The sequence below is a fragment of the Kitasatospora sp. NPDC001261 genome, assembly GCF_042896795.1.
Taxonomy (GTDB): domain Bacteria; phylum Actinomycetota; class Actinomycetes; order Streptomycetales; family Streptomycetaceae; genus Kitasatospora.
Map to the genome: position 1 here is coordinate 69,728 of NZ_JBIAXP010000037.1, position 26,395 is coordinate 96,122.

Here is a 26,395-nt window from a genome sequence, read left to right on the forward strand (position 1 = left end):
CCCCTCGGGGCGGCCGGGCGCACCATCGCGCGGCCCGCCCGCCCCCCCCCCCCCCCCCCCCGCGGGGGGCCCCCCCCCGCGCCCCCCCGGCCGGGCCCCCCCCCCCCCCGGGGGGGGGCCCCACCACGGCCTGTGGGGGGTGACCGCCAGGCGTACGCGTCTGGCCCCGGGTCATGAGTGCCGGCAGAACTCCGCGTCGGCGAGGTCCCGGGCCGCCGCGCCCTGGAGCGCGAGGCTGTCGGTGTTGAAGTAGACGGTCATCCGGTGGCGGGTGTCGCGGGTGGAGACCGCGAGGGCCTCGAAGCCGTAGCCGCCGCCGCGGTACCCCCAGAGCTCGACCCCGCAGGAGGTGGTCATGCGGGCGATGCCGAGGCCCTGGTCGTCGATGCCGGCGGGCACGGTGGTGGTCATCTCCCGCAGCTGCGCCTGAGGCAGCAGCCGGCCGGTGAGCAGGGCGCGGTAGAAGCGGTCGAGGTCGTCGGCCGTGCTGATGATCTCGCCGCTGGCGCGGATCGCCGAGGGGTTGAACTCCGTGACGTCGACGCCCGGCGGGGGCAACTGGACCTGGGCGGTGGAGTAGTCCCGGCCGGACGGCCGGGGCAGCGACTCGCGGGTTCCGGGCGAGTCGGTGCCCCGCAGGTGGAGCGGGTCGATGATGCGACGGCGCAGCTCGTGCTCGTAGGAGCTGCCGGTGATCCGCTCCACGATCATCGCGGCCAGGAGGTAGTTGGTGTTGGAGTACACGAACCTCTCGCCGGGCTGGGCCGTGGGCGGCTTCGACATCGCGACGGCCAGGAGTTCCTCGGGTGTCCAGGTGTCGTGCAGGTGCTCGAGCCAGATCGGCCCGATCTGGTGCAGGGCAGGGTCGTTGAGGTAGTTGTACACACCGCTGGTGTGGTTCAGCAGCTGCCGGACGGTGATGCGGCGGCCGTCGTGGCCGTGGCCCCGGACCAGGCCCGGCAGCCACTTCTCCACGGTGTCGTCGATGCCGAGCCGCCCCTCCGCCTCCAGCTGGAGCACGAGCACGGCCGTGAACGTCTTGGTGATGCTGCCCACCCGGAAGTGGTCCGCCGGACGGGGCGGGCGTCCCGTCCTGCGGTCCGCCACCCCTGCCGTTCCCACCCATCGGCCTTCGCCCTCGGCCACGGTGACGAGGACCCCGGGCGCACCGTCCCGTACCGCCCGCTCCATCGCGGCCCGGGTCCGTGCGTGCTCCGGCCGGCCGGCCCCGTCGGCCGGTGCGGCGGCGGCCGCTGGGGACGCCGGGACCGGCAGGAGCGCGGTCAGGAGTGCGGCGGCCACGGCGGCGAGGGTGGCCGGGCCTCTTCCGGTGGCCACGGGCATGGGCGTGCTCCCTCTCGGGGTGGGGATCATCCGTCCTCAGTCAAACAGAGGTGCCACCGCCCCGCATGCGGGGTGACCCGCCGGCGCTTGCCCCGTTCCGGTGAGGAAACCGCAGGTCACCAGGTTGCTGGGGCGGACAGTGCGACCAGGCGGCGGGAGCGGACGACCGTGGCGCCGTCGCCGCGGAGGTTCGGCCCGGCGATGGCGTCGGCGACCTCTGCGGGGTGGGTGCAGGAGCGCCGCGGTGCGTCGGACACTTGGTTCGGGGTAGGGGTCAGGCCGTCGATTCTCGCCGGCCGGGCTTCCAACGTCGGTGCGCGGAAGGCGAGTCGAGGTGCGGATCAGGGTTTCGTGTGGCGTGTTCCTGGCAAGCTATCCCAACCATGGGCTTGTCGCCGGTCGCCGGTCATCCTCCTGTCGCTGTCTTCCGTGAGCCCCGGGGCGGGCGGCCCGACCCGGTGCTGGGGCCGCGGGTCGCCGCTGAGGCGGGACGGGCCGCGCGCGTGCTGGCCGGGGTGGCCACCCATGCCGGACCGGTCGAGCGGACCGCCGCGCTGCGGCAGGCCGCCGCGGCAGCGGGCGGGGTGGTGGCCGCGCTGGCGGCGCTGGCTCCGGCCCTGGCGGGCGAGGACGTGCCGGCGGAGTCGACCAGCCAGTCGTACTTCCGGGTCCGCGAGGTGGAGCTGTCGGACCAGCAGGCCGCCCTGCACGGCCTGTTGGTCGTCCACCGCGGCCTGGAGGACCTCTGCGAGGCTCCGCTGTCGGGTGCCGACCTGGCGCTGGAGCTGGCCGGGATGCGGCGGTCGGTGCTCGACCTCACCGGAGTCGCGCCGGGCACCGAATCCGGGCCCGTTCCGGCGCCGGCCGTCCCGGAGCCCGGTGCGGGGCCGTCGTTGGAGCGCGCGTGGAGCGCACGCTGGCTCATCGGGCACCAGGTCCACGTGCTGTTCAACGTCTGCGCCGCGGTCGCCGTGGCCGACGCCACCCGCCACCTGCGCGACGGTGACGGCGATGCCGCGCTGGGGCGGCTGGCGGACGCGACGGAGTACGTGCGCGGCTTCCCCGCGGCCATGAACCACGCCAGTACGATCCCGGCCGACTACTACATGGCCGCGATCCGCCGGACCATGGCGCCGCCGTCGACGGACATCCCGCTCAGCGGGCGCCAGCACCGCGGGTACAAGCTCTTCCGGGCGGCGATGAAGGACCTGCTGACGCTGGTCCCCGAATCCTACGAGCAACTGGCGGACCGCGAGCCCGAGTTGGCCGAGGCGCGGGACGCCCTCCTGGAAGCCGACATCGTGGACGCCGAACGGCACGTCACCCTCGCGTACGCGATGGTCCGGCTGCGCCGTTCCATCGCCCAGCGGCCCGAGGGCCCCGACAACGCCGTCGCCGAACTACGGCAGATGCGCCACCGCCGCGCGGCCCAGTACGCCCCCCTGATCCGATTCGGGGACCACTACGTCGCCGACGCCGTGGCCGGCCTGCGCCACTCGTGAGTCCGCGCGTCCGCCCGTCCACACCCCCGGCAGGAGAACCGATGCCCGGCACCACCGACAACACCGCCGCCGCCGCGGACTGGAACCTGGGCCCGGCCGACGCCGACACGTGCGAGCGACTGGCCCGGACCCTGTCCGCCGACGGGGGCGACCAGGTCGACAGCCCCGCATGGGTGGCACGGGCCCGGGACGCCTGGGACGAACTCCCGCTGCCGCTGCGCCGGGCGGTGCGCCGGTTCCGCCGGCACTCCGGCCCGCGCGGCACCCTGGTGATCGGCGGCCTGCCCGTCGACCGGGCGGCCCTGCCCCCGACCCCGGCCGTACCCGGCTCGGTCCAGCGGCAGGCGACCGTCCCGGCCGCGCTGCTCACCATGGTGGCCTGCGGGCTCGGCGAGCCGCTCGCCTACCTGGCAGAGAAGTCGGGGGCCCTGGTGCAGGACGTCGTGCCCGTGCCCGGGCAGGAAGCCTTCCACGGCAACGCCGGATCGGTGCCGCTGTCCTTCCACACCGAGAACGGCTTCCACCCCCACCCGCCGGACTACGTGGTCTTCCTGTGCCTGCGCGCCGACCACGACCGGACCGCCGGGATGCGCGTCGCCGGCATCCGCCAGGCACTGCCCCTCCTCACCCCGGCCGAGCGGGAGGCCCTGTCCGCACCGGAGTTCCGCACCACGCCGCCGCCCTCCTTCGGCCCCGACGCCGCGAGCGGGGCCGGAGCCGAACCCCGACCGGTGCTGTCGGGCGCGGCCGAGGACCCTGACATCCGCATGGCCCAACTCGTCACCACCCCGCTCACCCCTCGGGCCGCCGCCGCGCTGGCCGCGTTCGGCCGGGCCTGCGAGGCGACCGCCCGCACCCTGCGCCTGGCCCCCGGCGACCTGGTCGTCATCGACAACCGCGTCACCGTCCACGGCCGTACCGCCTTCCGGCCCCGCTACGACGGGGCGGACCGCTGGCTGCAACGCACCTACGTCACCGCCGACCTGCGCCGCTCCCGCGACCACCGACCCGACGACGGCCACGTCCTCGCCCGCTGACCGGCCCCCGCCTGCCGCGAACGGCACGTACGGTGCGGCCACCCGAGCCCGGAGGCCCTGGGTGGCCGCAGCCCGGGACGCGATGTCAGCAGCAGCCGTGCCACTGGTAGTCCGTCGGGGCCTCGAGTCCGGCCTCGGAGGCGTCGCCGTCGGTGCCGGCCGCGGTGGCGGGGTGGATGGTGGTGCCCTTCTTGATGGTCTCAGCGACGGCGATGTCCTTGATCTCCTCCGGCGGGACCGTCAGCGGGTTCGCGGAGAGGATCACCAGGTCGGCGAGCTTGCCGACCTCGATGCTGCCCTTGCGGTCCTGCTCGAAGTACTGGTGGGCGGCGTGGATGGTGATGGACTTGACCGCGTCCAACGCCGACACGCACTGCTCGGGCCCTAGGACGACCTGGTCGGTGCGGGTGCGGCGGGTGACCTGGCTGGAGAGGATGGCGATCGAGTTGGGCAGGGCCACCGGGGCGTCGTGGTGCGAGGTGTAGACCATCCCCCGGTCCACGGCCCAGCGGGCGGGGGAGATGGTGGCGGCCCGCTCCGGCCCGAGGACGGTCTTGCGGTACCAGTCGCCCCAGTAGTATGTGTGCATGGAGAAGAAGGACGGGATGACGCCCAGGTGGGCGAAGTCCTCGATCTGCTCCTCGCGGGCGGTCTGGGCGTGGATCGCCACCGTCCGCCGGTCGGCGTCGGCGGGCTCGACCTCGGCGGAGGCGGTCCGGACCGCCTCGATGAACTGGTCGATCGCGGCGTCCCCGTTGACGTGCGCCAGCACCTGCCAGCCCCTGGCGTACGCGGTGCTCACCTGGTCCAGGACGACCTTGGGGTCCTCGATGGTGGGGTAGCCGGAGTAGCCCTCGGGAGTGCCTTCCGGCCGCTCCTCGTATGGCCTGGTGAGCCAGGCCGTGCGGCCTTGAGGGGATCCGTCCAGGTACATCTTGACGCCGGCAGCGCGCACGCCGCGGTGGTACTCCTGGCTCACGCCGACCGGGTCCGGCTCCGGTGAGGCCGTGGCCTCGTCGGCCCGTGCGTAGGCGACGACGTCGATCTTGAAGGGTTTGAGGGCCGCGGCGTCCCGCAGGGCCTTCAGGTTCTTCAGTGTGGCGCCGCCCTCCTGGACGGTCGTGAAGCCGAAGCTCGCGGCCGACGCCACGCCCTTGCTGAAGAGGGCGGCCATCGCGGTCAACGGCAGCCCCTCGGTGGCCTTTTCGGAGGCCGGACTGAAGGCCGTCTCCTCCAGGACGCCGTTGGGTTCGCCGAACGGCCGGGCCACGGGGCCGGGTTGGCGTCGGATGACGCCGCCGTCCGGGTCGGCGGTGGCCCTGGTGTAGCCCAACTCCCGCAGGCCCCGGCTGTTCACGGCCCCGAGGTGGAAGGACTGGTGGATGGCCAGCACCGGCCGGGTGGTGGACACCTTGTCGAGATCCTCGCGGGTGGGGTGCCGGCCTTCGGCGAGCATGGCGTCGTCGTAGCCGAACCCGATGATCCACTTGGAGAAGGCGCCCACCGGTGTCTTCGCCCACGCGCGCAGCTTGTTCAGGAGCGAGTCGATGTCCGTGACGTCGCCGTCGGGGGCGGCCAGCAGGTTGGCGAGGGTGGCCTGCAGCCCGATGCCGCCCAGGTGGCCGTGGGCGTCGATGAACCCGGGCAGCAGCGCGCGCCCGGCGAGGTCCCGCACCTTCGTCCGCGGGCCCTGCCAGCGGTCGACGGCCTCCTGGTAGTCGCCGACGTGGACGATGACTCCGTCCTTGACGGCCACCGCCTCGGGACGGGGATCGGACTCCTGGGAGTCGGCGGCCGCCGTCACGATCTCACCGCCGTGGAAGATGACATCGGCCTCGTCGTACGGTGCCGCAGCCTGGACATCGCCGGCGTCCGTCGTCACTCCCGGCTGACCGCTCATTCCGGTTCCCTTCCGCTGCCTACGTTCGGTGATCCGCTGCCTACCCGTGGCTATCGGGGTGTGAACATGAATCTGAATCTGAACGCTGCTCGGGTACGGCGCTGGGGCAGGTACGGCTAGTGAGGTGGACCATCAGGAGTCGCCGGGTGCGGGCGCGCAAGGGCCGTCTCCCTTCTTGTCCGCGACGAACACCCCGCCGCATCGCCCCGCTCTGCTGCCGTTGCCGTTGTAGACGCTGACGACCTCGAACACGATCGGCTTCACCGCCGTGCGGTGGACGTACTGCGGGGGTTCCTGCGGGCCGACGTTGAAGTCATTGGCGCCGAATCTGTCCTTCTCTCCCCGGGAGCTCTTCTGCGCCGGTTTCCAGAAGGCATACTTCGACATATCGGACCAATTCGTCATGTAGTTCAGCAGGTCTGTGTTCAGGGTGGTGGCCTTGCCGGCCTGTGGCCATCCGGCCTGGACCGCTTCGGTGATCGGGGCGAACCGTGCGGCTTCGGCGAAGAGAACGGCCGGTTGGCACAGGGATGCTCCGTCAGCTCCGTTGCCCTTGTCGGCGAATTCCTTGACCGCGCTGTTCAGGCTGTTGTCCGTTATCTCCAGCCTTCCAGAGCTGATCTTTTCGCAGAGCTTGGGGTATTGCGTGCCCTTCGTCCAGCTGCCGGTCCGATCGGCAGGGAAGGGATAGTCGCGCCAATTCTGCTGGGGTTTTTCGAATCGGATGTAGCTGTTCTTGTCCTCGTTGTACAGGCCGATGACGTAGAGGTCGTCCTTGCGCATCAGGAAGGTGATGTGCTGCGACTGGTCGCGGCTGGTGATCCGGATCCCGACGAAGTCCTCCGTCGTGTATGACTTGGGATTCTTGGGTTTGGCGTCCACCACCTTCTGCTGAATAGACGGGCTGACGTGCAGCCTTCGCATGCCGACGGAGGTCTCCACGTCAGCAGCGGGCGCCACGGCGTCGCGGATCGACGCGATGTAGGCGGCATAGGCGCCCGCGCGTTCCCACTGCGGCCCCCCGAATTCCAGGAGCGCGGGGAGCAGCGGCGCTTGCGGTGCTGCCTGTGGGTCGGCGGTCGGAGCGCCGGAGCAGGCGGCCAGGGACACGGCCGCGAGGCCGATGGCAAGGACGGACGACTTAGGCATGGGGAGACTTCCTTCGGGGCCCGACGGGCCCGCGCGGGTCGGAGGCGAGGGGGCTGCGCGCGACCGGGTGCGGCCGGAGGGCGGTTCAGGAAGCGGGGAGGCGCTTGCGTCGCCCGGCGGGCGCCGCCGTGCGTTTGGCGGGCGTCGTGCGCTTGGCTGCGGCCCGGCGGGGCTTCGCGTCCGTCGGGCGAGGCGCGGTGCGGGAGGTCCGTGTCGTACGCGGGGGCGTGGTGATGCGGCCGACCTGCGTGCGCTTCTCAGGGCCCGGAGGCTGGAGGGCTTTGCCCGTCCCGTCCTTGACCACGGGCATGGCCACCAGAATGACGGCCGTGGTGGCCTTCCCGACCAGGGTGAACGTCTGCTCGGCCACCGGCGCGAGCGCGGGGACGACGAAGACGACGGTGAGGGATTTCCCGTCCTCGGACGGGGTGACCTTGGCGACGGTGGATCCGTGGTCGGGGACGAACCCTTCGCCCGTCACGGTGACCTCGAAGGTGGCCCCGCGTACGGTGCTCTGGCCCGTGTTGGTGAGGTTCCAGACGTAGGTGACGTTGTCGCCGACCAGGGGTGCGGGGGGAGAGACCGTCGTGGTGATCGCGACCTGCGCGGTGCTGCCGATGGGCACGGGGTCGCTGCCGGAGGCCAGACCGGTCGTGGTGCCGACGGTGGCGGACCGGGTGACGGCGGCCTTCGGGCCGGCCGGGTCGGGGGAGACGGCGACCCGTACGGCGATCTGCGCGGCCTCGCCCGGTGCGAGCTCTCCCACGGGAACGGTCCACCGGCCGGGGTGCGCCGGATCGACGGTGCCGCTGCGCGGGGCGGTGTCGACGGTGGCGTCCAGGAAGGCGAAGTCCTTCGGGAGCGTCAGGACGAACGAGGTGTCCCGGGCGCTGGAGGGCCCGTCGTTGCCGAGGGACCAGACCAGGACGCTCTCGCCGCCGGCGGTGACCGGGTAGGGGAGTTGGAAGGCGCTGATCCGTACGGTGCTGCGGACGGTGACGTTCAGCCGTGCGGTGTGGATGACCGGGCTCGCGCCGTCCGCGAAGAGCAGTGCGGTGACGGCGAGTGGATCGGGGCCTTTCGCCGTGGTGGCGGGAGCTCGGGGCGACACCCGGCAGGTGACCCGCACGGTCTGCTTCCCGGTGGCGAGGCCGTCGAGGCCGAGGGTGAGGTGTCCGTCGCTCTGCGACAGCGAGGACGGGGCCTGGCCGTCGATCAGGGCCTCGGTGACGGTGAGCTCCGGGGGCAGGGCGACCTGGAGGGAGGCGGGGCCGGTGGCGCAGGTGCCGGTTCTGGCGACCGTCCAGGTGAACGGGACGGTGGCACCGGCATCGAAGGTGCGGAGGTCGGCGGTGTCCGGGTCCGGGGTGAGGGTCAGGACGGCGTCGGAGTCGATCTCGATCCGCGCGGCCGCGTCGGCCGGAGTCTGCCCCTCCTCCTTGACCACGGCCCGTCCGCTCACCGTGCCCGGCGCCCGGGTCAGGTCGTCGGCGGTGGTGGTGCCGGTGGCGGTCACGGTGACGGACAGGCCGGGCTTGAGGTCGGGCAGGGATGTCGGACTGGCCTGGACGGGCGCCTTCCTGCCGTTCGAGACGGTGATCTTGGGATTGCTCAGTTCGGGTGGCAGCGTGAGGTCGGCGACGGCGCCGGAGGCCACCGACGGGCCGCGGTTGACCACCGTCCAGACGAGCGAGGCATGTTCGCCCACCGTCACCGGGCTGGGGGTGCCGATGCCGTTGAGCGTGAGCGCGCTCGCCCGGGTGACCTGCACCGAGCCGATCCGGCCCGTGGCGTTGGCGGTGTCGCCCGCCTTGGCGGTGGCGGTCACGGCGGGGATGTCCTTGGCGGCCGGGTCGACGAGGGCCGTGACCGTGACCGTGCGCTGCTCGCCCGGCTTGAGATCGATCGGCGGCCACTGGACCCTTCTGCCGTCCGACGTCGCTCCGCCGTGGGAGGAAGTGCGGTAGGTGAGGGAGGCCGGCAGGCCGGCGGTGAGGTCGATCTTCTCTGCGGCGGGCCCGCCGGCGTGGGCGAGGGTCCACACGTAGGTCAGGTCGCGCCCGGCGACCACCGCAGGCGGGACAGCCTCGCCGGTGAGGCTCAACGCGACCTTGACCTCGGCCGTCAGGGTGTTCTTGGCGTCGGCGGCGTCGGTGGCCTGGGCGTGGGCGGTCGCCTCCAGCGGGCCGGCGGCATCCTTGCGAACGGTGGCGGTGGCCTCGAAGGTCAGCTGCTGGCCGTTCGACAGCGTGCCGAGGGAGTCGAAGACGAGCTGCCGCTTCGGCTCGTCCCAACGTGCCGTCTGCGATCCGCCTTCGGTGACCAGGCCCTTCGGGTCGGACACCTGGTCGGGCATGGTGATCCGGACGGTGAGCCCGGACGCGTCGGAGGGCCCCTTGTTGGCCAGCGTCCAGTGGTAGGTGATCCGCTTTCCGGCGTCGGCGGGGTTCGGGGTTACCGCCCCGGTCAGGTCCAGCTGGGACGAGGCGCGGGCGGTGGCCTCGGCGGTCTTCCAGGCCGGGCGGGCCTGTGCGGAACAGGCGTACGCTCGGGCGGGCAGCGAGCCGGTGGCACCGTCGTCGACGAGGGTCTTCACCGAGAAGTCCTGGGTCTTGCCCGGGGCGAGCGAACCCAGGTAGCCGATGATCATCTTGGGGGTGGGGGTAGCGGGCAGCCCGTGAACCTCCGTCGGCTTGACGTCGGCGGGCAGGGTGATCGACACGTAGATGTTCTTGGCGGTGACGTTGCGACCGGTGTTCTTGAGGGTCCAGGAGTAGGTCAGGAACTTGCCGGGGTCGACCGTTTCCGGATCGGCTTTCGCCTTGGTGAACTTCAGTGTGGTGGTCTTGTCCTTCTCGTCGTCGTCATCGTCGTCCGACTCGTCGTGGTCCTTTCCGCTGCCTTCGCCGCCGAACGGGGGCGGGAAGCCGAAGGGCCCGAAGTCGAAGGGGAATCGGAAGTTGCCCTTCCCCTGTTTGACGGGGATGGTGATGTCCTTGCTGGTCGCCTCGGTGGAGCCATCGCGGGTGAACAGGCCCGTGACGGTGACCTGGTGGTCCTGCGTGTGGCCGACCGTCGTGACGACCGTGAACCATCCGCCGGCCTTGCCGGGCGCCAACTCCTCCTGAGGATAGGTGGCTTGCTGGCCGTCGGCGAGGCTCAGGGCGCTCGGCAGCTTGACCGTACGGGTCACGTTGCGGGCCAGGGACGGACCGGTGTTCCTCACATTCCAGGCCAGGGCAAGCTGGTCGCCTTCCTGGACCGTGTCCGGGCTGAACCGGGTCTCGATGATCTCGAGTCGGTCCTGCACCGCCACCTGGACCGTGGCCGGTGCCTCGGGCGTTCTGGCCGGCTTCCCGGTGCGGGGGTCGAGTGTCTGCGCCTCAGCGCCGGCCTTGAGGGTGAGCGAGCCGCGAACCTCCGGGGCGGGCCAGACACGGAGGGTGAGGTCGGCCGGGCGGTTCGGCGGGAGGGTGCCCAGATCCCAGCTGATGTCCGTGCCCTTGACAGTGGCTGTCGGGGTGGCGGACACGAAGGTGGCGCCGGGCGGCAGGGTGACCCGTGCGGTGACGCCGGTCGCCGTGGAACTTCCCTTGTTGGTGAGTGTCCACCGGAAGGCAGCGGGGTGGTCACGGTCACCCGCCACCACCTGGGCCGGGTCGGTGGCTTCGGCGCGCAGCGACAGCACGGCCTCTGCGGTGGCGGTGACGGTCGCCTCGGTCGCCGGGACTTTGATCGGCTTCTTTGTCTTGGCATCCAGGGTCGTGGCGGAGGCCTTCGCCGAGGCGGTCAGCGGGCCGAGGGCCCCGGGGTCGACCTTCGCGGTGACGGCGACGGACGTGTCGCCGGACTCGACCGGGGGCAGCGCCCAGCTGACGATGCCGCCCTTCTGGAGCGTGCCGTGGTCAGTGGCGGAGACGAAAGCCAGACCGTCCGGCAGCGTCGCGGTGACGGCGAGGCCCCGGACGACGGAGGGGCCCTCGTTGTGGAAGGTCCAGGTGTAGGTGACCTCGTCCCGCCCGGCGACCGTCTGCGGGGGGACGGCGGCCGCTGTGCAGGTGAGCGTGGCGAGTTCCTGGACCTTCAGGGTGACGGGTACCTGCGGGGTGGTTGCCGGACTGCCAGAGCCGTCCGGCCTGCTGAAGGTCGCCACGGCGGTGGCGACCAGGGTGTCCCGTGTGGTCGGGGAGGTCTTCGCCTTGACCGTCACCGTGCGCGATTGGGGTGGGTCCAGGTAGCCGAGCTGCCAGAGGACGCTGCCATCGGCTTGTAGGGTGCCCTTGGTTTGTGGGGCTTCGTCCTCGTAGGCGGAGTCGAAGCGCACCCCGGGAGGCAGGACGGCCCGTACACTCACCATTTCTGCGCTGGACGGTCCTCGGCTCTCCACCTTCCAACGGAAACTGACGGGTTGATCTGCCGGCACCGTGCCGTCGGCGGAGTCACCCGTCAGGGAGAGGTCCACCTTCGACACGGGGTCCACGATGGTCTGCCGGTTTGGCGTCGCGTCGGCGGTGTGGACACCGAACAGGACACCCAGGGGGATGCCGGCGTTCGGTGCGATCTGCACGGTGAGGGCCACCACGGCTTTCTCGCCACGCTTCAAGGGCGGCAGCTTGTGCTCCGGGGCGCGCTTGTCGTCGATGGTGAAGTCGACTTCGCTCAGACCGTCCCCCATGTCGTACTCGCAGACGGCGGAGGTGACGTCGTCGGGCCCGAGGTTCGTCACCGTCCAGGAGAGGACCGCCTTCTCGCCCGCCACCGGTTCGGGAGGCTGCACGGTGCCCTGGCTCAAGTCGAGCGTGGCGTTCTCGAAGACGGTCCCCTTGCTGTTCGAAGAGCCGGGGTCGATGTGGGTGTCGTCGCCGAGGAACTCCGCCTTGACCGAGGCATCGGCGACCTTTGCCTCGTCCGTGTCGCCCGCTCGCCGCCGGGCGCTCGCCGTTCTCTTGGTGGCTGCCGTACGTGCCATCGTCCTGCTGCTCCTCGGTGTGGACTGCTCAGCGGGAAGGGGTGACCGGAAGCCGGTGGGGAACGGCGGGTGGGCACGGTCCTTCGCTCCGGCAGGGCGGGTTCTGATGGGCAGCGCCGGCCGGCGTCCCGCCTCAGGTCCGTTCGAGCCGGACCGCTGCTGCGCCATGGCGGGGACGCGGGGTCTCGCTCCGCAGTTGTCACTGTACGAATCGTGTGCGGATTCCGCCCGGCGGGAGCGTCCGCTCGGATCGTTGCCCGGTCCGGGTTCCGTCCGGCGGACCGGCCGAGGGCGTGACGCCGGACGGCCAGGACCGGCTCGCCAACGAGGCGTTCGAGTGCGCCGACCCGCTGAGGCTGATGCGGCCCTTCGGCATCGCGGAGCTGCCGGGTAGACGGCCTCCGGCCCGGAGCGGGGGAGTACCCCGCCCCGGGCCGGAGACTGGAGCCGCGGAACCATCGGTGCGTACGCCGGTGTTGTCCGGGCGCAGCGGCCTGAGCGGCCTCAGCGGCAGAGGGCTGCTTCGACGACGTTCTCGACGTGCCTCAGGGCGGCCTTGTCGGTCGGGCGGGAGGTCACGGCGATGTTGGCCGCGGCGCTGCCGTCCTCGGTGACGCCGCCGCGGGTCTCGTAGCCGGGGAAGCTGCCGCCGTGGCCCCAGTAGAGGCCGCCGCCGCAGGGCAGGGGCCTGCTCACGAGGCCGAGTCCGTAGGCGGCGCCTGGGCCGACGGCCTCGGCGGGGACGGTCTTCTTCATTTCGGCGAGCTGGGCGGGTGGGAGGAGGCCGCCGTGGAGGAGTGCGGAGAAGAAGTGGTTGAGGTCGGAGTTGGTGGAGATCATCTGGCCGGCGGCCCAGCCGAAGGAGGGGTCCGTCTCGGTGACGTCGCGCAGGGGTGCGTCGGGGGTTTCGCGGTAGTAGCCCTTGGGGTGGGGCTCGCGGATGGTCGTGTCGCCGGGGGTGGGGAAATAGGTGTGGCGCAGGCCGACGGGCTTGACGATGCGGCGGTCGATCTCCGTCGCGAGCGGGCGGCCGGTGACCCGTTGGACGATCAGGCCGGCCACGAGGTAGTTCGTGTTGCTGTAGTTGAACCGGTCGCCAGGGGCGAAGTCGGCCTTGAACCGCAGTGCGTTGTCGAGGAGGTCGCGCGGCTCGTAGTAGTGGAACGAGGCATCACCCCGCAGGTACTCCGGGAGCCCGCTGGTGTGCTGGAGGAGCTGACGGACGGTGATGTTCCGCCCGTCGATGCCGTCCCCCCGGACGAGGCCCGGCAGGTAGGTCTCGACGGGCGCGTCGAGGCCGATCTTCCCCTCTCCGACCAGCTGGAGCACGACCACCGCCGTGAACGTCTTGGTGTTGCTGCCCATCCGCACCTGACCGTCGACCGGGACCTTCGCCCCGGTGGCCAGGTCACCCACCCCGGCGGTGTAGTCGCGGGCTCGGCCGTGCCCCTTCTCGACGTTCGCCAGCGTGCCGACGATGCCGTCGTCCCGCACCAGTGCGTCGAGGCCCTGCTGGACGGTGTCCGGCTTCGGTGCCGCGAAGGCCGCGGACGGGGCCAGCACCCCCGTCGTCAGGGCACCGACGGCCATCGCGGCCACCAGGACCTTCCGGTGCCGGGACGGGTGGACGGTCTGCTGCGCCTGATTGCGCATGCATCAACTCCGGTTGCTTGTCGAGGAAGCCGGCGGGTCACGCCGCTGCCCCAACCCTCTCCGGAGCGGACCACCTGCGACGATGCCGCTACCCACCCGGTCGTGGGTGGGGTTATCCCCCGGTATCCGCAGGAATGACGGGTTCACGGCAGTACGGCCACCGCCGCCACGTCCGCCGGCCGGTCGTCGTACCCGGGCACCGGGGCCTGCCCCTGCGCGCACGCGCCGGCCGCCGGCGGATCACCGGGGTTCGGCGACGAGCAGCGGGCCGCGTGGGCGGACGGTGGCGGCGGTCGCGCTCTCCCGGAGCGGGGTGGCCGTGGCCGGGCTGAGTCGCAGACGGGCGAGGACGGCCGCGGTGACGACGAGCATCTCGGTCCAGGCGAAGGACTCGCCGACGCACTTGTGCCGGCCCGCGCCGAAGGGGATGGACAGCCTGGGTGGGGCGTGGCCGGCGGGCTGGCGCCAGCGGTCGGGGTCGAACCGCGACGGGTCGGGGTGTAGCAGCGGGGAGCGGTGCAGCGCGGTGGGGCTGAAGAGGATCTCCGCCCCCGGGGGCAGGACGACGCCGCCGTACCGGAGGGGCTCCGTCGCCCGGCGCATCAGGATCCAGTTGGGGGTGTGGAGGCGGAGGGTCTCGCTGATCGCGTGGCCCGTGCGTTCCAGGAGCGGCAGGTCGTCCGGGGACACGGCACCGTCGGGGGCGACGGCGCGCACCTCCTCGCTCAGCTCGTCCTGGAGGTCCTGGTGCCGGGCGAGTTCGTGGAAGAGCCAGGCGAGTGTGGTGGCGGTCGTCTCGGTGCCGGCCAGGAGCAGCGAGACGGCCTCGTCCCTGACCTGGGCCGGTGGCATGGTGAGGCCGGTCTCCTCGTCGCGGGTGGTCAGCAGCAGGGAGAGCAGGGTGCCGTCCGGGCCCTGCTGCGGGGCGGCGGCCCGGGCGACGATCTCGTCCACGGTGGTGCGCAGGTCCCGGACCGCCGCGTCGAAGCGCCGGTTGGCCGGTACGGGCAGCTTCTCCAGCAGCGGCGACGGGTAGAGCGCCCGCTGGACGAAGCCGGTGAGGACGACGGGCACGGCCCGGTCGATCCGGGCCCTCTGGGCGGGGGTCAGGCGGGTGGCGAACAGTGCCTCGACCACGATGTCCCGGGCGAGTCCGTGCATCCGCGGCTCGATCGGCGCGGGCCGCCCGGTCTCCCAGCGGGACACCGCCGCCGCTGCCAGCCGCGCGGCCAGGGCGGCGTACCGGCGGATGCCGTCGCGGTGGAAGGCCGGTTGCACCAGGCGCCGCTGGCGGAGGTGGAACGCGCCCTCGGAGATGAACAGGCCGTTGCCCAGGAGGCCGCGGGCCTGGTCGAAGACGAAGCCCTTCTCGGTCCTCGCGGCGTCTTGGACGAGCAGCCGGTGGACCAGCCCGGGGTCGGTGAGGACGTGAACGGGCCTGCGCCACAGGTGGATCCGCACCACCGGGCCGTGGTCGGCGAGCGACTGGAGGAACGGCACGGGGCTGGTCAGCAGCGGGAGCAGGTGGCCGAGCAGGGGCAGGTGGCCGGGCGCGCGCGGCGCGCTGCCGGGCGGGGCGGTGTCCTCGCGCATCAGTGCCTCGCCGTGGGGGACGGCACGTCGAACCGGGAGCTGCCGCGCGACCAGTCGATGTGCCCGCGCAGCCACAGCCCGAGGCTGCGGGCGTACGCGGAGGCCGCGTCGCTGCCGTCCGTGCGGACGGTCCGGCTCAGTTCGACGAACGCGCGCATCTCGGCGTCGCGCATGGCGACGGCCGACCGTCGGGCCTCGGCTGGGGAGCAGCGGTGGTGGCGGGCGAGGACCTCGACCAGGTTGTGGCGGCCCTGGCCGCCGGCGGCCTCCTTGGCGTGGGAGTACAGGTCGTTGTCCCAGCTCACCAGGTTCGCCGTGAGGTCCCTGAGCCTGCGCAGCGACGGTCCGTCCGCCTCCGCGGCCGGCACTTCGTCGCCGGCCGCGAGGTCGACCAGGGCGAGGCAGGTGTACGTCGCCCCGGCGTGCCGGCGCATGGCCACGTACTCGGCCAGGCCCGGTACGGTGCCCGCCTCCCGGTTGGCGGCCTCCCAGACCTGGGCGGAGAGGTAGTCGCGGACCGTGCACTCCCACCGGAACAGCTGGGACGGCGAGGCCTGCGCGGCGACCCGGTCCCGGATCTCCCGCAGGGCCGTCGCGTAGGCACCGGCCGGTCCGGGCAGCTCGTCGCCGGGCGGCTCGGGGTCGACCACCCGGGCGAGGAGGGCGGTCGTACGGGCCAACGGCCCGGGGGCGGCGCCGCGTTCGCGGTCCTCGCAGTACCCGTCGTCGAAGGCGAAGAGCCAGACGTACCAGTCGGACAGCAGGCGCAGCATCCCGGCGGAGACCTCCGGGTTGGTCCGCGCGGCCAGGTGGCCGCTGCGCTGGCGGCCGATCCGGTCGGACTGCCGGTGGCGCCCGTCCAGCAGCCGGTGGCGCGCCAGCCAGTCCAGGCTCTGCCGGTCGGCCTGCTCGGCGTGGGGGTTCGTCAGGGAGGGGAAGGGGCACCACAGGTCGTCCGGGGCGCTGGGTGGCTGCCCGTCGCGGGGATCGGTCATGGGTGTGTCGGCCTTCGTCTGGTGTGTGGGGGGCCGGTCAGTTCTGGAAGGAGCCGGTGAGGTCGGCGTGGCCGCCGAAGGTGAGGCGGTCGCGGCGGACCGCCGGTCCGGTGCGCCGTATGACGCTACGGCGGCGGGAGCCGGGGCGGTTGCGCGTCCGTGCACGGGGGGTGTCCCGGGAGGGAACCGATGGGCCGGCGGGCGGGAGCGGGGGCCGAGCAGGGGCTGGGCACGCTGCGCGCCCGGGGGCCTACCCGCCGTAGTGCCGGGGCGGGTTGACGGATTGTAGCCTTGGGTGCCCGGGGAGTGGGCGGTGAGAACCCGAGGGGGACGAGAGTGGTGGACGGCGGGCGGGTTCCGGTCCTGGTCGGCCGGCAGCGGGAGACGGAGCTGCTGACGGCGGCGCTGGTCCAGGCCGTGGACGGTGCGAGCGGTTCCACGGTGCTGCTGCGCGGTGAGGCGGGGGTCGGCAAGAGCACACTGCTGGCCTGGGTGGAACGGGCGGCGCGCGAGCGGGGGTTCACCGTCCTGCGCGCGGTCGGCTCCGAGGCGGAGACGGACCTCGCGTTCGGCGCCCTCCACCAGGCCTTCTGGGCGCCGCTCCAGCGCTCCACCGCGCTGTCCGCCCACCAGCGGGAGGCCCTGGAGAGCGCGTTCGGCGTCCGCCCCGGCGCCCCGAGCGGCCTCGCCGTCGGTGCCGCCGCGCTGGCCCTGCTGGAGGAGGCGGCGCGGGCCGCCCCGACGCTGCTCCTCCTCGACGACCTGCACTGGATCGACTCGTCGAGCGCGACCGTCTACGCCTTCCTCCACCGGCGCTGCGCCGAGCAGCGGGTGGTGATCGTCGGCGCCACCCGCCCGGACGGGCTGGCCGCCCGGCTCTGGTCCGCCGAGGCCGTCGACGTGCGGGCGCTGCCCCGGACGGACGCGGCCCTGCTGCTGGGCTCCCGCTACCCCGAACTCGCCGCGCCCGCCAGGGACCGGGTGCTGGCGGAGGCGGCCGGGAACGCGCTGGCGCTGGTGGAGCTGCCGCGCCAGCTCGCGGCCGCCCAGCAGCGCGGGGCCGCGCCACTGCCGGAGCGGCTGCCGCTGGGGCGGAAGCTGGAGCGGATGTTCACCGAACGGCTGGGGGCGGTGCCGCCGGAGGCCGGCCGTCTGCTGCTGCTCGGCGCCTTGGCCGCCAGTCCGGACTTCGGCAGCGGCGAGTGGCTGAGCGCGGTCGCGGACGAGAACGCGCGGGAGATCCTGGAACGGATCGAGGCCGACGGGCTGGCCCGGCTCGACCCGGCCGGGCAACTGGTGTTCCGGCACCCGTTGGTGCGCACCGCCGTCGTCTCCGCGGCCTCCGACACCGCGCGCCGCGAGGCGCACCGCGCGCTGTCCGACGCGCTCGCGCCGGGCGACCCGCGGCGGCTGGTCCACGAGGCCGCCGCCGCGCTGCTGCCCGACGAGGACCTCGCGCACCGCCTCCAGGAGGCCGGCCGCGACCTCGCCCGGCGCGGCGGCGACGCGGAGGGCGCGCTGCTGCTCGAACGCGCCGCCACCCTCAGCCCCAGCTCCTGCGAGCGCGCCCGCCGGCTCACCTGGGCCGCGGTGATGTCCGCCCACGGCGGGCAACTGCGGCACACCGCGGCCCTGGTGGAGGACCTGAAGGCCAGCACCGTGCCCGAGGACGCCGCCCCGCTGTTCGCGTACGCGGTGGTCTACGTCGACCAGAGCCACCATGTCGACTTCGAGTCCTCCTCCGCCCTGCTGCCCGCGGCCCTCGACGCGCTGACCGCGCCGGGCGCCGAATCCTTCGGCGGGCTGGTCGAGCAGGCCTACTTCAAACTCCTCCTGGCCGCCAGCTACACGGACGACCCCTGGGCCTGGCAGGCCCTGGAACGGCACCGGGAGAACGTCTCCGAGGCGGGCAGGCTCTGCCTGCGCGCCTGGACCGACCCGGGCCCGGACACGGCCGCCGCGCTCCGGGCGGCGGCCGCGGACCTCAGCGCGGAGCAGGAGGCCGGTGCTGCCTGGCTCCTGCTCTGGACCGCCTCGGCGCTCGACTGCCCCGAGGGCGACCTGTGGCGCCGCTTCACCGGGCTGCACGGCTACGCCACCCAGGGCTCGGTCGCCAAGGCCAGGTGCCACCAGGACTTCCTGCTCGGGCACTGGGACCGGGCGGCCGTCTGCCTGCGCGAGGCCGGGATCGCGGAGGAGCTCGGCTACCGCACCAACGCCCTGGTGTTCCGCCTGTACCACGCCCACTTCCTGGCCGGCCGGGGCGACGAGGACGGCCTGCGGGAGATCGAACAGGCCGTCCGGCCGACCGCCACCCGCGCCCGGATGCGGTACGTCCTCGACCGCCTGAGCCACCTGCGCGGCCTGGCCGCGCTCGCCCACCGGCGCTACGAGGAGGCGTACGCCCACTTCTGCGAGCTCACCCCGCCCGGACACCTGCCCGGCGGCCGGCCCTGGCACCACACGCTGGTCCTCGACCTGGTGACGGCCGCCGTGCACACCGGCCGGCACGAGGAGGCCCGGGCTCACCTCGCGGCCGGACGCGCGGCGCGCTCGGCGGAGATCTCCGGCCGCCACGCCTTCCTCTTCGCGGCCGCCACCGCCCTGGCCGCCGACGACGACGAGGCCGACGCCGCCTACCGCGCCGCGTACGCCGTGCCGGGCGCCGAGCGGTGGGCGTTCGACCTCGCCCGGCTGCGGCTCGCCCACGGCGGGTGGCTGCGCCGGCGCCACCGCCCCGGGGCCCGGGAGCCGCTGCGCGCGGCCCACCACGTGTTCCGCCGCCTCCGGGCGGACCCCTGGGCCCGGTGGTGCGAGGAGGAACTGCGGGCCGCCGGGGACTCCGCGGCCCTGCCGCCGGCCGGACCGGCCGCCGGACCGTCCGGCCTGACCGGCCATGAACTGCGCATCGCCCGGCTGGCCGCGACCGGCCTGACGAACAAGGAGATCGGCCGGGAGCTCCAGCTGTCGCCCCGCACCGTCGGGGCCCACCTGTACCGGATCTTCCCGAAGCTCGGCATCACCTCGCGGGCCGCGCTCGCCCACGCCCTCGACGGCGGCCGAGTCGGCGGAGCGGCGGCTCCTCCGACCGCTGTCGAACCAGGCAGTCAGATGACCTAACGGGCCGTCGCCGTCGAAGTCCAGGCTGAGTCGCGCAGGGCTTCGACGGGAGGACGGTCAGATGGGTGTGCGGGGGACGGCCGGGGCGGTCGTGGACGAGGGGAAGGCCGCGTTCCGGGGCGCTCCGGCGGCGCCGGTTCCGGCGGGGGCGCACCCGCTCACCGGGCGGCCGTCCGACGGGCTCCCGGTGTCGCACCGGCTCGGCTACGTGCGGATCTCCACCCTGGACGGGGACACCGCCCGGTTCTCCCGTAGCGCCGACCTGATCGCCCCGGCCCCGCGCACCGAGCCGCAGGTCGGGGTCGGGGTGCAGGAGTCCGGCCGGGCCGTGCTGGAGCAGGACGGGCGCCGCGCGGAGGTGCCGCCGGGCGGGCTCGTCCTGTACGACGCCGGGCGGCCGTTCGCCGTCGAGTACCCGGGGCGCTTCCGCACCCACCTGTTCCAACTGCCGCGCCGGATGGTGGGCGTGTCGGAGCGCGACCTGCGGCACGCGGCGGGTACGGCCGTCGGCCCGGCGGACGGCTGCGGGCCGGTGCTGGGGCCCTTCCTCGGCACCCTGGCCGCCTCCGCGCACTCCTACCCCGGCCCGGTTGGGGACCAGCTGGCCGGGCGGGTCGCCGACCTGGTGAGCGCGCTGGTCGTCCAGCTGGCGGCGGACGGCCCCGGCAGTGTCGGCCCCGACGGCCCGAACGAGCACCTGGTCCGGCGGGTGCGGGAGTACATCGACCAGCGGCTGGGCGACCCGGAGCTGACGCCCGAGCGGATCGCGTACGCCCACCGGATCTCGGTGCGGTACCTGCACCGGCTCTTCGAGCACGAGGGAGTGACGGTGAGCCGGCTCGTCCGGCAGCGCCGCCTGGAGGCCTGCGCCCGCGAACTGGGCCGCCGCGGCCGGACCGCCCCGACCGTGTCGGCGGTCGCCCAGCGCTGGGGCTTCGTCAACCCGGCGCACTTCAGCCGGGCCTTCCGCGCCGCGTACGGGGTCTCGCCGCGCGACTGGCGCTCGCTCGGGAACGACGGGGCCTGCTGACGAGCCGCCGAACCAGCACGACTTGGGCCACCGCCGCCGAGGCGCGACCCGGCGCGGTCGGGCCCGCAGACCGAACAGGAGCACAGATGTCCGTCGTCCCGTCCGCCGTCCTCGACACCGCCGGGGTGCCGGCCGCCGACCGCGCCGAGTACTGGCACGAGGCGGTCTCCCGTACCTTCATCCCGCTCGACGTCGTCCTGCGCGAGGACGCGCCCGCGCCCGCGACGATCACCAGCCACCGGCTGGGCGCCGCCCAGGTCTCCCTGGTCCGGGCCGGCCCGCAGCGGGTCGAGCGCAGCGCCCGGCTGATCGCCCGCGGTGGCGAGGACCACCTCACCCTGGCGCTCCAGCACCGCGGCACCGCCCGGCTGCTCCAGGACGGCCGCCAGGTGGAGCTGCGCCCGGGCACCTTCGCGATCTCCGACGCCGGGCGGCCGTTCACCAAGGACCTGCCGGAGCCGTTCCTCTTCACGGCCTTCCACTGGCCGCGCTCGGCCGTCGGGGTCACCGAGGAGGACCTGCGGGTGCTCACGGCGACGGCCTTCGACACCCGCGAGGACGACACCGCCCGCCTGGTGGGCGCCTACCTGGACTGCCTCTCCCGCTCGGCCGGGAGCATGGAGCCGCCGGCGGCCGCCTGGCTCGCCACCACGGCGCTCGACCTGCTCGCGGTGCTCGCGCACGAACGCCGCGGCCGGTCCGTACCGGAGGCGCCCGAGGCGGCCCTGGCCACCCTGGCCCGGATGAAGGACCACATCCTGCGGCACCTGGGGGACCCGGAGCTCTCGCCGGAGCGGATCGCCGAGGCCCACCACGTGTCCGTGCGGTACCTGCACAAGCTGTTCGGCTTCGAGGGGGTGACGGTGACCCGCTGGATCCGGCGCCAGCGGTTGGACGCGTGCCGCCGGGACCTCGCCCGTACGGCGGCCCGTCCGGCGACCGGTCCGACGGGTGGCCCGGCGACCGTGGCGGCGGTCGCCGGGCGGTGGGGCTTCGTGAGCGCCAGTCACTTCAGCCGGGCCTTCCGGGCCGCCTACGGGGTCTCGCCGCGCGAGTGGCAGGCGTGCGCCCGGGCGGGCTTCGCCCAGGGAGGCGCGGCCCGCCCGGAGGGGTACGGCATCGCGGTGTGACCGCCCCCGGGCCGGGTCACCGGTCGCCGTGCAGCTCCGCGACGTAGCCGCCGGGGAACCGCACCATCGCGCTGTCCCGGTCGCCCGCCCGGACCGGGCCGGACAGCACCGACGCGCCGGCGGCCTTCGCCCGCTCCAGGGTGGCGCCGAGGTCCGCCACGCCGTAGCCGGTGAGCTCCCGGCCGAAGGGGTACGGCAGGTGGCCGTCCGTCACGGCGACCGTCGTGGTGCCGAAGCCGGAGGTGAGGCGCAGCAGCCGGTAGGCGGTGCCGGGCAGTCCGATCGCGGCGCCGTCGGCCCGGCGGTCGTCGGAGACGATCCGGCCGTCGGTGAAGGCGAGGAAGCTGTGCAGGAAGGCGCCCACCGCGTCCGGTGACAGGTAGAGCCGGTTCTCCGGCACGCTGGCGAGCCCGGGGTAGGACGGCGGGGTGGTGTGGACGTACAGCTGGGCGTTGACGCCGCCGGGGAACTGGACGACGGCGTCCCGGCCGATCGGGTCGGCGAACGGGGCCACGGTGACGGCGGCCCCGTCGGCGCGGGCGGCGCGGACCGCCTGGTCGAGGTCGGTGACCAGCCAGCCGGTGCGCTCGGTGCCGAAGGGGTACGGGACGGGCGTGGTGTAGTCGAACACCGAGAGGGTGCCCACCGGGGAGACGACCAGTTCGGAGAGCGTCCGGCTGGGCGTGGGGGTCACCTGGGTGGCGTTCGGCCCGATCGTGCTCCCGCCGAAGGTGGCCACCCAACTGGCCGCGAAGGCCTGCTCGGTGCCCGGCTCGACGTACACGTGGGTGGAGTCGTACTGGGGGCCGACGGCGAACTGTCGGTGCCCGGCGGCCGGCGCGGCCTGGGTGCCCTGGGCGGGCGCGGCGGTGGGGACGGCCGCCAGTGCGGCGACCGCCGCCACCAGCGGGACCAGGCGTCGGGTGAGGCGTCGGGTCAGGGGGCGTTGCACGGGGGTGACCTCCCGGTCGTGGTCGGTGCGGGTGCTCGGAGTGTCGGTGCGGTGGTCAGGCCGCCGGCGCGGCCCAGGGCGCGTCGGGCCCGTGGGCGGCCGAGAGCCGGTGGGCGGCCAGCGCCGTGCCCAGGAGCAGCAGGGCGGCCAGGGCGAGGGCGGTGGCGGTCCGCCCGTGCAGGACCAGGACCGCGCCCGCGAGGCCGCCGAGCAGCATCGCCAGGGCGGAGAGGATCCGGCGCCCCGGCCGCGGCGCGGTGCCCCCGGCCGGGGCCGAGTCGGAGGCGAGGCCGGTCAGGGTGAGGGTGAGGACGGTGGTGGTCAGGTCGGGTACGGCGAGCCGCCGGGCCACCGCGTTCTGCAGGCCCATGCCCAGGCCCAGCAGGACGATCAGGGCGTAGCGGGCGCCGGCGCCGTCCGCGAGCGCGGCGGTGACGGCGGCGCCGGCGGTCAGGGCGGTCTGGACGCAGGCGGTCAGGGCCAGCAGGCGCCCGCGGTGGTCGGCGGTCCGGCCGGCGAGCCGTCCGCCGCAGAGCGCGCCGGTCAGGAAGGCCGCGAGCGAGACCAGTGAGGCCGTGGCCGACAGGCCGGAGGCGCCCGCGAGGGCGAAGCCGAGGAAGACCACGTTGCCGGTCATGTTCGCCACGAAGACGTGCCCGAGGCCGAGGTAGCTCACCGCGTCGACCACGCCGGTGGCCACCGTCAGCAGCAGCATCAGCGGCGGCAGCGGTCCGTGCCGGTCGGTGCGCGGCGGGGCGAGCGTCCGCAGGGCGTCAGTCAGCAGGGCGCGCAACGGCGGTGGCTCCTTCGGGCGTGGCCGGGCGGTGCAGGACGGCCCGGGTGAGCAGTCCGCTGGCGGGGCCGAGCACGACGGCCGCGACGGAGATCCAGAGCGGCCAGGCGGTCAGGCCGACGGCGTGGTCGACGGACCACCGGCCCGGGCCGGTGAGGGCGAGCGCCCCGGTGACGACGACCAGGACCAGCGGGTACTCGTAGCCGTCGTCCTGCACCCAGAGCCCGTGCGGCAGTTTGACGGTGATCGCCACCGTCATCACCCCCATGGCGACCATGGCCGCCGGCGGGGTGAGCGCGCCCAGGGCCAGGAACAGGCCCGAACCGATCTGCCCGGCGCCCGCGGCGAGCGCGGTGGGCGTCCCGCCGCGGAAGCCGTCGTGGCGGAACTCCGCCGTCCCGCCGGCGAGGCCGTGGCCCCCGAGGCGGTGGCTCACCTTCTGTACTCCGTGCCCGGCGATGAGCAGGCCCACCACCACGCGGAGGATCAGCAGTCCGGTATCCATCGTGTCCTGTTCCTGGTCCCTGGTTCCCGTGCTTCTTGTGCGGTGCCGGCTCAGCCCGCGGCGTGCTCGCCGAGGAAGGCCTGGGCGTAGACGATCCCGAGGCCGTACGCGCCGCCGTGCTCCTTGACGATGTCCGTGACCACGCCGTACGTCTCCGTCCGGGCCCAGTCACGCTGGAGTTCGAGCAGGACCTGCACCCAGGTGACGGGCACCGCACCGGCCTGGGTCATCCGCTGGACGGCGTGCTCGTGGGCCTGCGGGGAGACGCCGCCGGAGGCGTCGGTGACGACGTAGACCTCGTAGCCCTGGTCGATCATGGACAGCACCGGCAGGACCAGGCAGACCTCGGTCCACAGCCCGGCTATCACGACCTTGCCGCGGCCGGTGGCCTTGACCGCCTCGACGACCGCCTCGTCCTCCCAGGCGTTCATCGAGGTGCGGTCGAGGACCTCGGCCTTGGGGAAGACCGCCGCCAGCTGCGGCAGCAGTGGGCCGGAGAAGGACTCGGCGGCGACGGTGGTCAGGACGGTCGGCACGTCGAAGGCCCGGGCGGCCTTGGCGAGGCCGACGGTGGCGTTGACGATCGCGGTGCGGTCGCCGCTGCCGGTGCCGAAGAACATCTGCGGCTGGTGGTCCACGAACAGCACCACGGCGTTGTCGGGGGTGAGCAGGTCGGGGCTGGGGGTGGCGCTGACCTGGGTGAGGTCGACCATGACGGGGTTCCCTTCGGTGCGGTGGGACAGGGTCCTTCGCGCGGTGGTCCGCGTGAAGGCGGGGCAGGTGGATCAGAGGAGGAAGCAGGGGTCGAACGGCGCTCCCTGCTCGGCGGCCAGGCCGCGCGCGACCCGCCAGCGGTGGTGCAGCTCGGACTCGGCGACGGCCTCGCCGAGCAGCTCCGCCTGGCGGGCGCCCGCGCCGTGGGCGGGGCGGGCGGGCTGGTAGCCGCCGAAGCGGGCGACCGGGCTCCAGCCGGGGCTGACCGGCGGGAGCTCCTCGTCCATGCCCTCGTACTCGGCCGCGGCATGGACGATCCGGCCGCCGACGACGGTCAGCACGGACTCGATGGACGGGATCTGCGGCTCCGGCACCGTGAAGTAGTCCTCGGACAGCACCGCCAGGTCCCCGTAACTGCCCGGCCGCAGCACGCCCTTGACGTCCTGCTCGCCGGTGAGGGCGGCGCCGGCCGTGGTGTACATCGCGAGCGCGGTCGCCCGGTCGACCCGGTTCTCCGGGGGCCGGATCGCCAGGCCGCCGACCGTGCGGCCGGAGACCAGCCAGTGCAGGGCGACCCAGGGGTTGTAGGAGGACACCCGGGTGGCGTCCGTGCCGGCGGCCACGGTCAGTCCGCGCGCCAGCATGGCGCGGACCGGCGGCGCCTCGGCGGCGGCAGCGGCGCCGTACCGGCGGGTGAACACCTCGCCCTGGAAGGACAGCCGGTTCTGGACGGAGAGCGAGCCGCCGAGCGCCGCGATCCGGTCCAGGCTGTCCGGGGAGACGGTCTCGGCGTGGTCGAAGAGCCACCGGTTCCCGGCGGGGAAGAGCCCCTCGGCGGCGAGCCCCTCGAACACCGCGAGGTCGCGCCGGATCGTCTCGTCGTACGTCGCGTGCAGCCGGAAGCCCCAGCCGTGCTCGGTGAGCAGGCGCACGGCCTTGGCGAACTCCCCTTCGTAGGCGTTCAGTTCGGGGCGCGGCTCGGCGAAGTTCTCGAAGTCGGCGGCGGCCCAGGTGAGGTTCTCGCCGGCGCCGTTCAGCCGCAGCCACTCGTCGCCGTCCCCGGGGCGGACCGTCTCGACCCAGCGGGTGAGGTCGTCCAGCTCCTGGCCGGGGGTCTGCGGGAACAGGTGGTAGGCGATGCGGAGCGAGAGCAGCCCCTCGCGGGCGAGTTCGGTCACCGTGGCGTAGTTCTCCGGGAAGCTCTGGAACCCGCCGGCGGCGTCGATCGCGGAGGTCAGCCCGAAGCGGTTCAGCTCGCGCAGGAAGTGCCGGGTGGACGTCCTGCGCTCCTCGCCCTCCAGCGCCGGGGCCTTGGCGAGCGTGGAGTAGAGGACCAGGGCGCTCGGGGCGGCCAGCAGCATGCCGTTGGGCTCGCCGCCGCGGCCCCGGACGATCTGGCCGCCCTTCGGGTCCGGGGTGTCGCGGGTGCAGCCGACGGCGCGCAGCGCGGCGCGGTTGAGGACCGCCGACTGGTAGAGGTGGAGGACGAAGACCGGGGTGTCCGGCGCCGCCTCGTTCAGCTCGGCGGGGGTCGGCAGCCGCCGCTCGGCGAACTGCTCCGCCGACCAGCCGCCGACGACCCGCACCCACTGCCCCCGGGGTGTCCGGGCGGCCTGCTCCCGCAGCATCGCCAGGCCCTGGCGCAGCGACCGCACACCGTCCCAGCGCAGCTCCAGGACGTAGTTGAGGCCACCGCGGATCACGTGCAGGTGCGCGTCGTTGAGGCCGGGCACCACGCGGCGGCCGAGCGCGTCGACCACCACCGTGGACGGGCCGACGGCCGGGGCGACGTCCGCGTCGTCCCCGACGGCCGTGATCAGGCCGTTCCGGATGGCGAGGGCGCCGGCCTGCGGGCGGCGGGCGTCCCCGGTGTGGATCCGGGCGTTGCGGACGACGACGTCGGCGGCGTGTTCGGTGACGTTTTCCGTGCGGGGGACCAGCCCGCCGACCGGCATTGCAGGCACCTCGACGGCCTCCAGTCATGGGTTCGGGCCGCCGCCCGGAGCGGG

18 protein-coding genes are annotated in these 26,395 nt (G+C 73.9%); 5 read left to right on the forward strand and 13 right to left on the reverse strand.

The window, feature by feature from the left end; translation table 11 throughout:
- Positions 1-171 precede the first annotated feature (171 nt).
- Positions 172-1,344, reverse strand: a complete 1,173-nt coding sequence (locus ACFY4B_RS37340; RefSeq protein ID WP_387975530.1) for a serine hydrolase domain-containing protein — start codon at positions 1,342-1,344, stop codon at positions 172-174.
- Between the two features lie 116 nt (positions 1,345-1,460).
- Positions 1,461-1,601, reverse strand: a complete 141-nt coding sequence (locus ACFY4B_RS37345; RefSeq protein ID WP_387975532.1) for a hypothetical protein — start codon at positions 1,599-1,601, stop codon at positions 1,461-1,463.
- Positions 1,602-1,859: 258 nt separating this feature from the next.
- On the opposite strand from ACFY4B_RS37345, the gene ACFY4B_RS37350 reads away from it, so the two are divergent.
- Together ACFY4B_RS37350 and ACFY4B_RS37355 are read left to right on the forward strand one after the other, a co-directional pair.
- Entirely contained in the window at positions 1,860-2,846 is a 987-nt protein-coding gene (locus ACFY4B_RS37350) for a hypothetical protein (RefSeq protein WP_387975535.1), read from the forward strand.
- Positions 2,847-2,887: 41 nt separating this feature from the next.
- Positions 2,888-3,883: a TauD/TfdA family dioxygenase gene (locus tag ACFY4B_RS37355; RefSeq protein ID WP_387975537.1), complete on the forward strand. Its 996-nt coding sequence runs from the start codon at positions 2,888-2,890 to the stop codon at positions 3,881-3,883.
- An 85-nt stretch (positions 3,884-3,968) separates the two neighbouring features.
- On the opposite strand, the gene ACFY4B_RS37360 is transcribed toward ACFY4B_RS37355, so the two are convergent.
- The 6 genes from ACFY4B_RS37360 to ACFY4B_RS37385 all read right to left on the reverse strand — a co-directional run bounded on the left by ACFY4B_RS37360 (position 3,969) and on the right by ACFY4B_RS37385 (position 16,142).
- Complete coding sequence (locus ACFY4B_RS37360; RefSeq protein WP_387975540.1) at positions 3,969-5,783, reverse strand: amidohydrolase; 1,815 nt, start codon at positions 5,781-5,783, stop codon at positions 3,969-3,971.
- 132 nt (positions 5,784-5,915) lie between these two features.
- Positions 5,916-6,932, reverse strand: a complete 1,017-nt coding sequence (locus ACFY4B_RS37365; protein WP_387975542.1) for a ribosome-inactivating family protein — start codon at positions 6,930-6,932, stop codon at positions 5,916-5,918.
- 85 nt (positions 6,933-7,017) lie between these two features.
- On the reverse strand, positions 7,018-11,901 hold the full coding sequence (locus ACFY4B_RS37370) for a hypothetical protein (protein WP_387975544.1): 4,884 nt from the start codon (positions 11,899-11,901) through the stop codon (positions 7,018-7,020).
- Between the two features lie 504 nt (positions 11,902-12,405).
- Positions 12,406-13,554: a serine hydrolase domain-containing protein gene (locus ACFY4B_RS37375; protein ID WP_387975546.1), complete on the reverse strand. Its 1,149-nt coding sequence runs from the start codon at positions 13,552-13,554 to the stop codon at positions 12,406-12,408.
- Positions 13,555-13,794: 240 nt separating this feature from the next.
- Positions 13,795-15,147, reverse strand: coding sequence for a cytochrome P450 (locus tag ACFY4B_RS37380; RefSeq protein WP_387975549.1), 1,353 nt, complete (start codon positions 15,145-15,147; stop codon positions 13,795-13,797).
- Complete coding sequence (locus ACFY4B_RS37385; protein WP_387975552.1) at positions 15,147-16,142, reverse strand: hypothetical protein; 996 nt, start codon at positions 16,140-16,142, stop codon at positions 15,147-15,149. Before ACFY4B_RS37385 ends, ACFY4B_RS37380 begins: the two co-directional genes overlap by 1 nt.
- A gap of 336 nt (positions 16,143-16,478) precedes the next feature.
- On the opposite strand from ACFY4B_RS37385, the gene ACFY4B_RS37390 reads away from it, so the two are divergent.
- From ACFY4B_RS37390 to ACFY4B_RS37400, 3 genes are all read left to right on the forward strand, one after another.
- The gene (locus ACFY4B_RS37390; RefSeq protein ID WP_387975555.1) at positions 16,479-19,262 is read left to right on the forward strand and encodes a BREX system ATP-binding domain-containing protein; all 2,784 of its coding nucleotides are present in this window, start codon (positions 16,479-16,481) and stop codon (positions 19,260-19,262) included.
- Between the two features lie 61 nt (positions 19,263-19,323).
- Positions 19,324-20,292, forward strand: coding sequence for a helix-turn-helix domain-containing protein (locus ACFY4B_RS37395; RefSeq protein ID WP_387975558.1), 969 nt, complete (start codon positions 19,324-19,326; stop codon positions 20,290-20,292).
- An 86-nt stretch (positions 20,293-20,378) separates the two neighbouring features.
- Entirely contained in the window at positions 20,379-21,422 is a 1,044-nt protein-coding gene (locus tag ACFY4B_RS37400) for a helix-turn-helix domain-containing protein (RefSeq protein ID WP_387975561.1), read from the forward strand.
- Positions 21,423-21,438: 16 nt separating this feature from the next.
- On the opposite strand, the gene ACFY4B_RS37405 is transcribed toward ACFY4B_RS37400, so the two are convergent.
- The 5 genes from ACFY4B_RS37405 to ACFY4B_RS37425 form a co-directional block, all read right to left on the reverse strand.
- On the reverse strand, positions 21,439-22,374 hold the full coding sequence (locus ACFY4B_RS37405) for a VOC family protein (RefSeq protein WP_387975563.1): 936 nt from the start codon (positions 22,372-22,374) through the stop codon (positions 21,439-21,441).
- A gap of 55 nt (positions 22,375-22,429) precedes the next feature.
- Positions 22,430-23,167 (reverse strand): YoaK family protein, encoded by a 738-nt coding sequence (locus tag ACFY4B_RS37410; protein ID WP_387975566.1) that lies wholly within the window; start codon positions 23,165-23,167, stop codon positions 22,430-22,432.
- The gene (locus ACFY4B_RS37415) at positions 23,148-23,672 is read right to left on the reverse strand and encodes a DoxX family protein (RefSeq protein WP_387975569.1); all 525 of its coding nucleotides are present in this window, start codon (positions 23,670-23,672) and stop codon (positions 23,148-23,150) included. Before ACFY4B_RS37415 ends, ACFY4B_RS37410 begins: the two co-directional genes overlap by 20 nt.
- A 50-nt stretch (positions 23,673-23,722) precedes the next feature.
- Positions 23,723-24,385 carry a hydrolase gene (locus tag ACFY4B_RS37420; protein WP_049653335.1) on the reverse strand — a complete coding sequence of 221 codons (663 nt, stop codon included), beginning with the start codon at positions 24,383-24,385 and terminating at the stop codon, positions 23,723-23,725.
- A gap of 72 nt (positions 24,386-24,457) precedes the next feature.
- Positions 24,458-26,341, reverse strand: a complete 1,884-nt coding sequence (locus ACFY4B_RS37425; RefSeq protein ID WP_387975621.1) for an amidohydrolase — start codon at positions 26,339-26,341, stop codon at positions 24,458-24,460.
- Positions 26,342-26,395: the final 54 nt, after the last annotated feature.

What these genes read in the sequence shown, in the direction of transcription:
- ACFY4B_RS37395 (WP_387975558.1), top strand. Translation starts at nt 19,324, where the DNA reads ATGGGTGTGCGGGGGACGGCCGGGGCGGTCGTGGACGAGGGGAAGGCC.
- ACFY4B_RS37355 (WP_387975537.1), top strand. Translation starts at nt 2,888, where the DNA reads ATGCCCGGCACCACCGACAACACCGCCGCCGCCGCGGACTGGAACCTG.
- ACFY4B_RS37400 (WP_387975561.1), top strand. Translation starts at nt 20,379, where the DNA reads ATGTCCGTCGTCCCGTCCGCCGTCCTCGACACCGCCGGGGTGCCGGCC.
- ACFY4B_RS37425 (WP_387975621.1), bottom strand. Translation starts at nt 26,341, where the DNA reads ATGCCGGTCGGCGGGCTGGTCCCCCGCACGGAAAACGTCACCGAACAC.
- ACFY4B_RS37375 (WP_387975546.1), bottom strand. Translation starts at nt 13,554, where the DNA reads ATGCGCAATCAGGCGCAGCAGACCGTCCACCCGTCCCGGCACCGGAAG.
- ACFY4B_RS37420 (WP_049653335.1), bottom strand. Translation starts at nt 24,385, where the DNA reads ATGGTCGACCTCACCCAGGTCAGCGCCACCCCCAGCCCCGACCTGCTC.
- ACFY4B_RS37385 (WP_387975552.1), bottom strand. Translation starts at nt 16,142, where the DNA reads ATGACCGATCCCCGCGACGGGCAGCCACCCAGCGCCCCGGACGACCTG.
- ACFY4B_RS37340 (WP_387975530.1), bottom strand. Translation starts at nt 1,344, where the DNA reads ATGCCCGTGGCCACCGGAAGAGGCCCGGCCACCCTCGCCGCCGTGGCC.
- ACFY4B_RS37370 (WP_387975544.1), bottom strand. Translation starts at nt 11,901, where the DNA reads ATGGCACGTACGGCAGCCACCAAGAGAACGGCGAGCGCCCGGCGGCGA.
- ACFY4B_RS37415 (WP_387975569.1), bottom strand. Translation starts at nt 23,672, where the DNA reads ATGGATACCGGACTGCTGATCCTCCGCGTGGTGGTGGGCCTGCTCATC.
- ACFY4B_RS37360 (WP_387975540.1), bottom strand. Translation starts at nt 5,783, where the DNA reads ATGAGCGGTCAGCCGGGAGTGACGACGGACGCCGGCGATGTCCAGGCT.
- ACFY4B_RS37365 (WP_387975542.1), bottom strand. Translation starts at nt 6,932, where the DNA reads ATGCCTAAGTCGTCCGTCCTTGCCATCGGCCTCGCGGCCGTGTCCCTG.
- ACFY4B_RS37380 (WP_387975549.1), bottom strand. Translation starts at nt 15,147, where the DNA reads ATGCGCGAGGACACCGCCCCGCCCGGCAGCGCGCCGCGCGCGCCCGGC.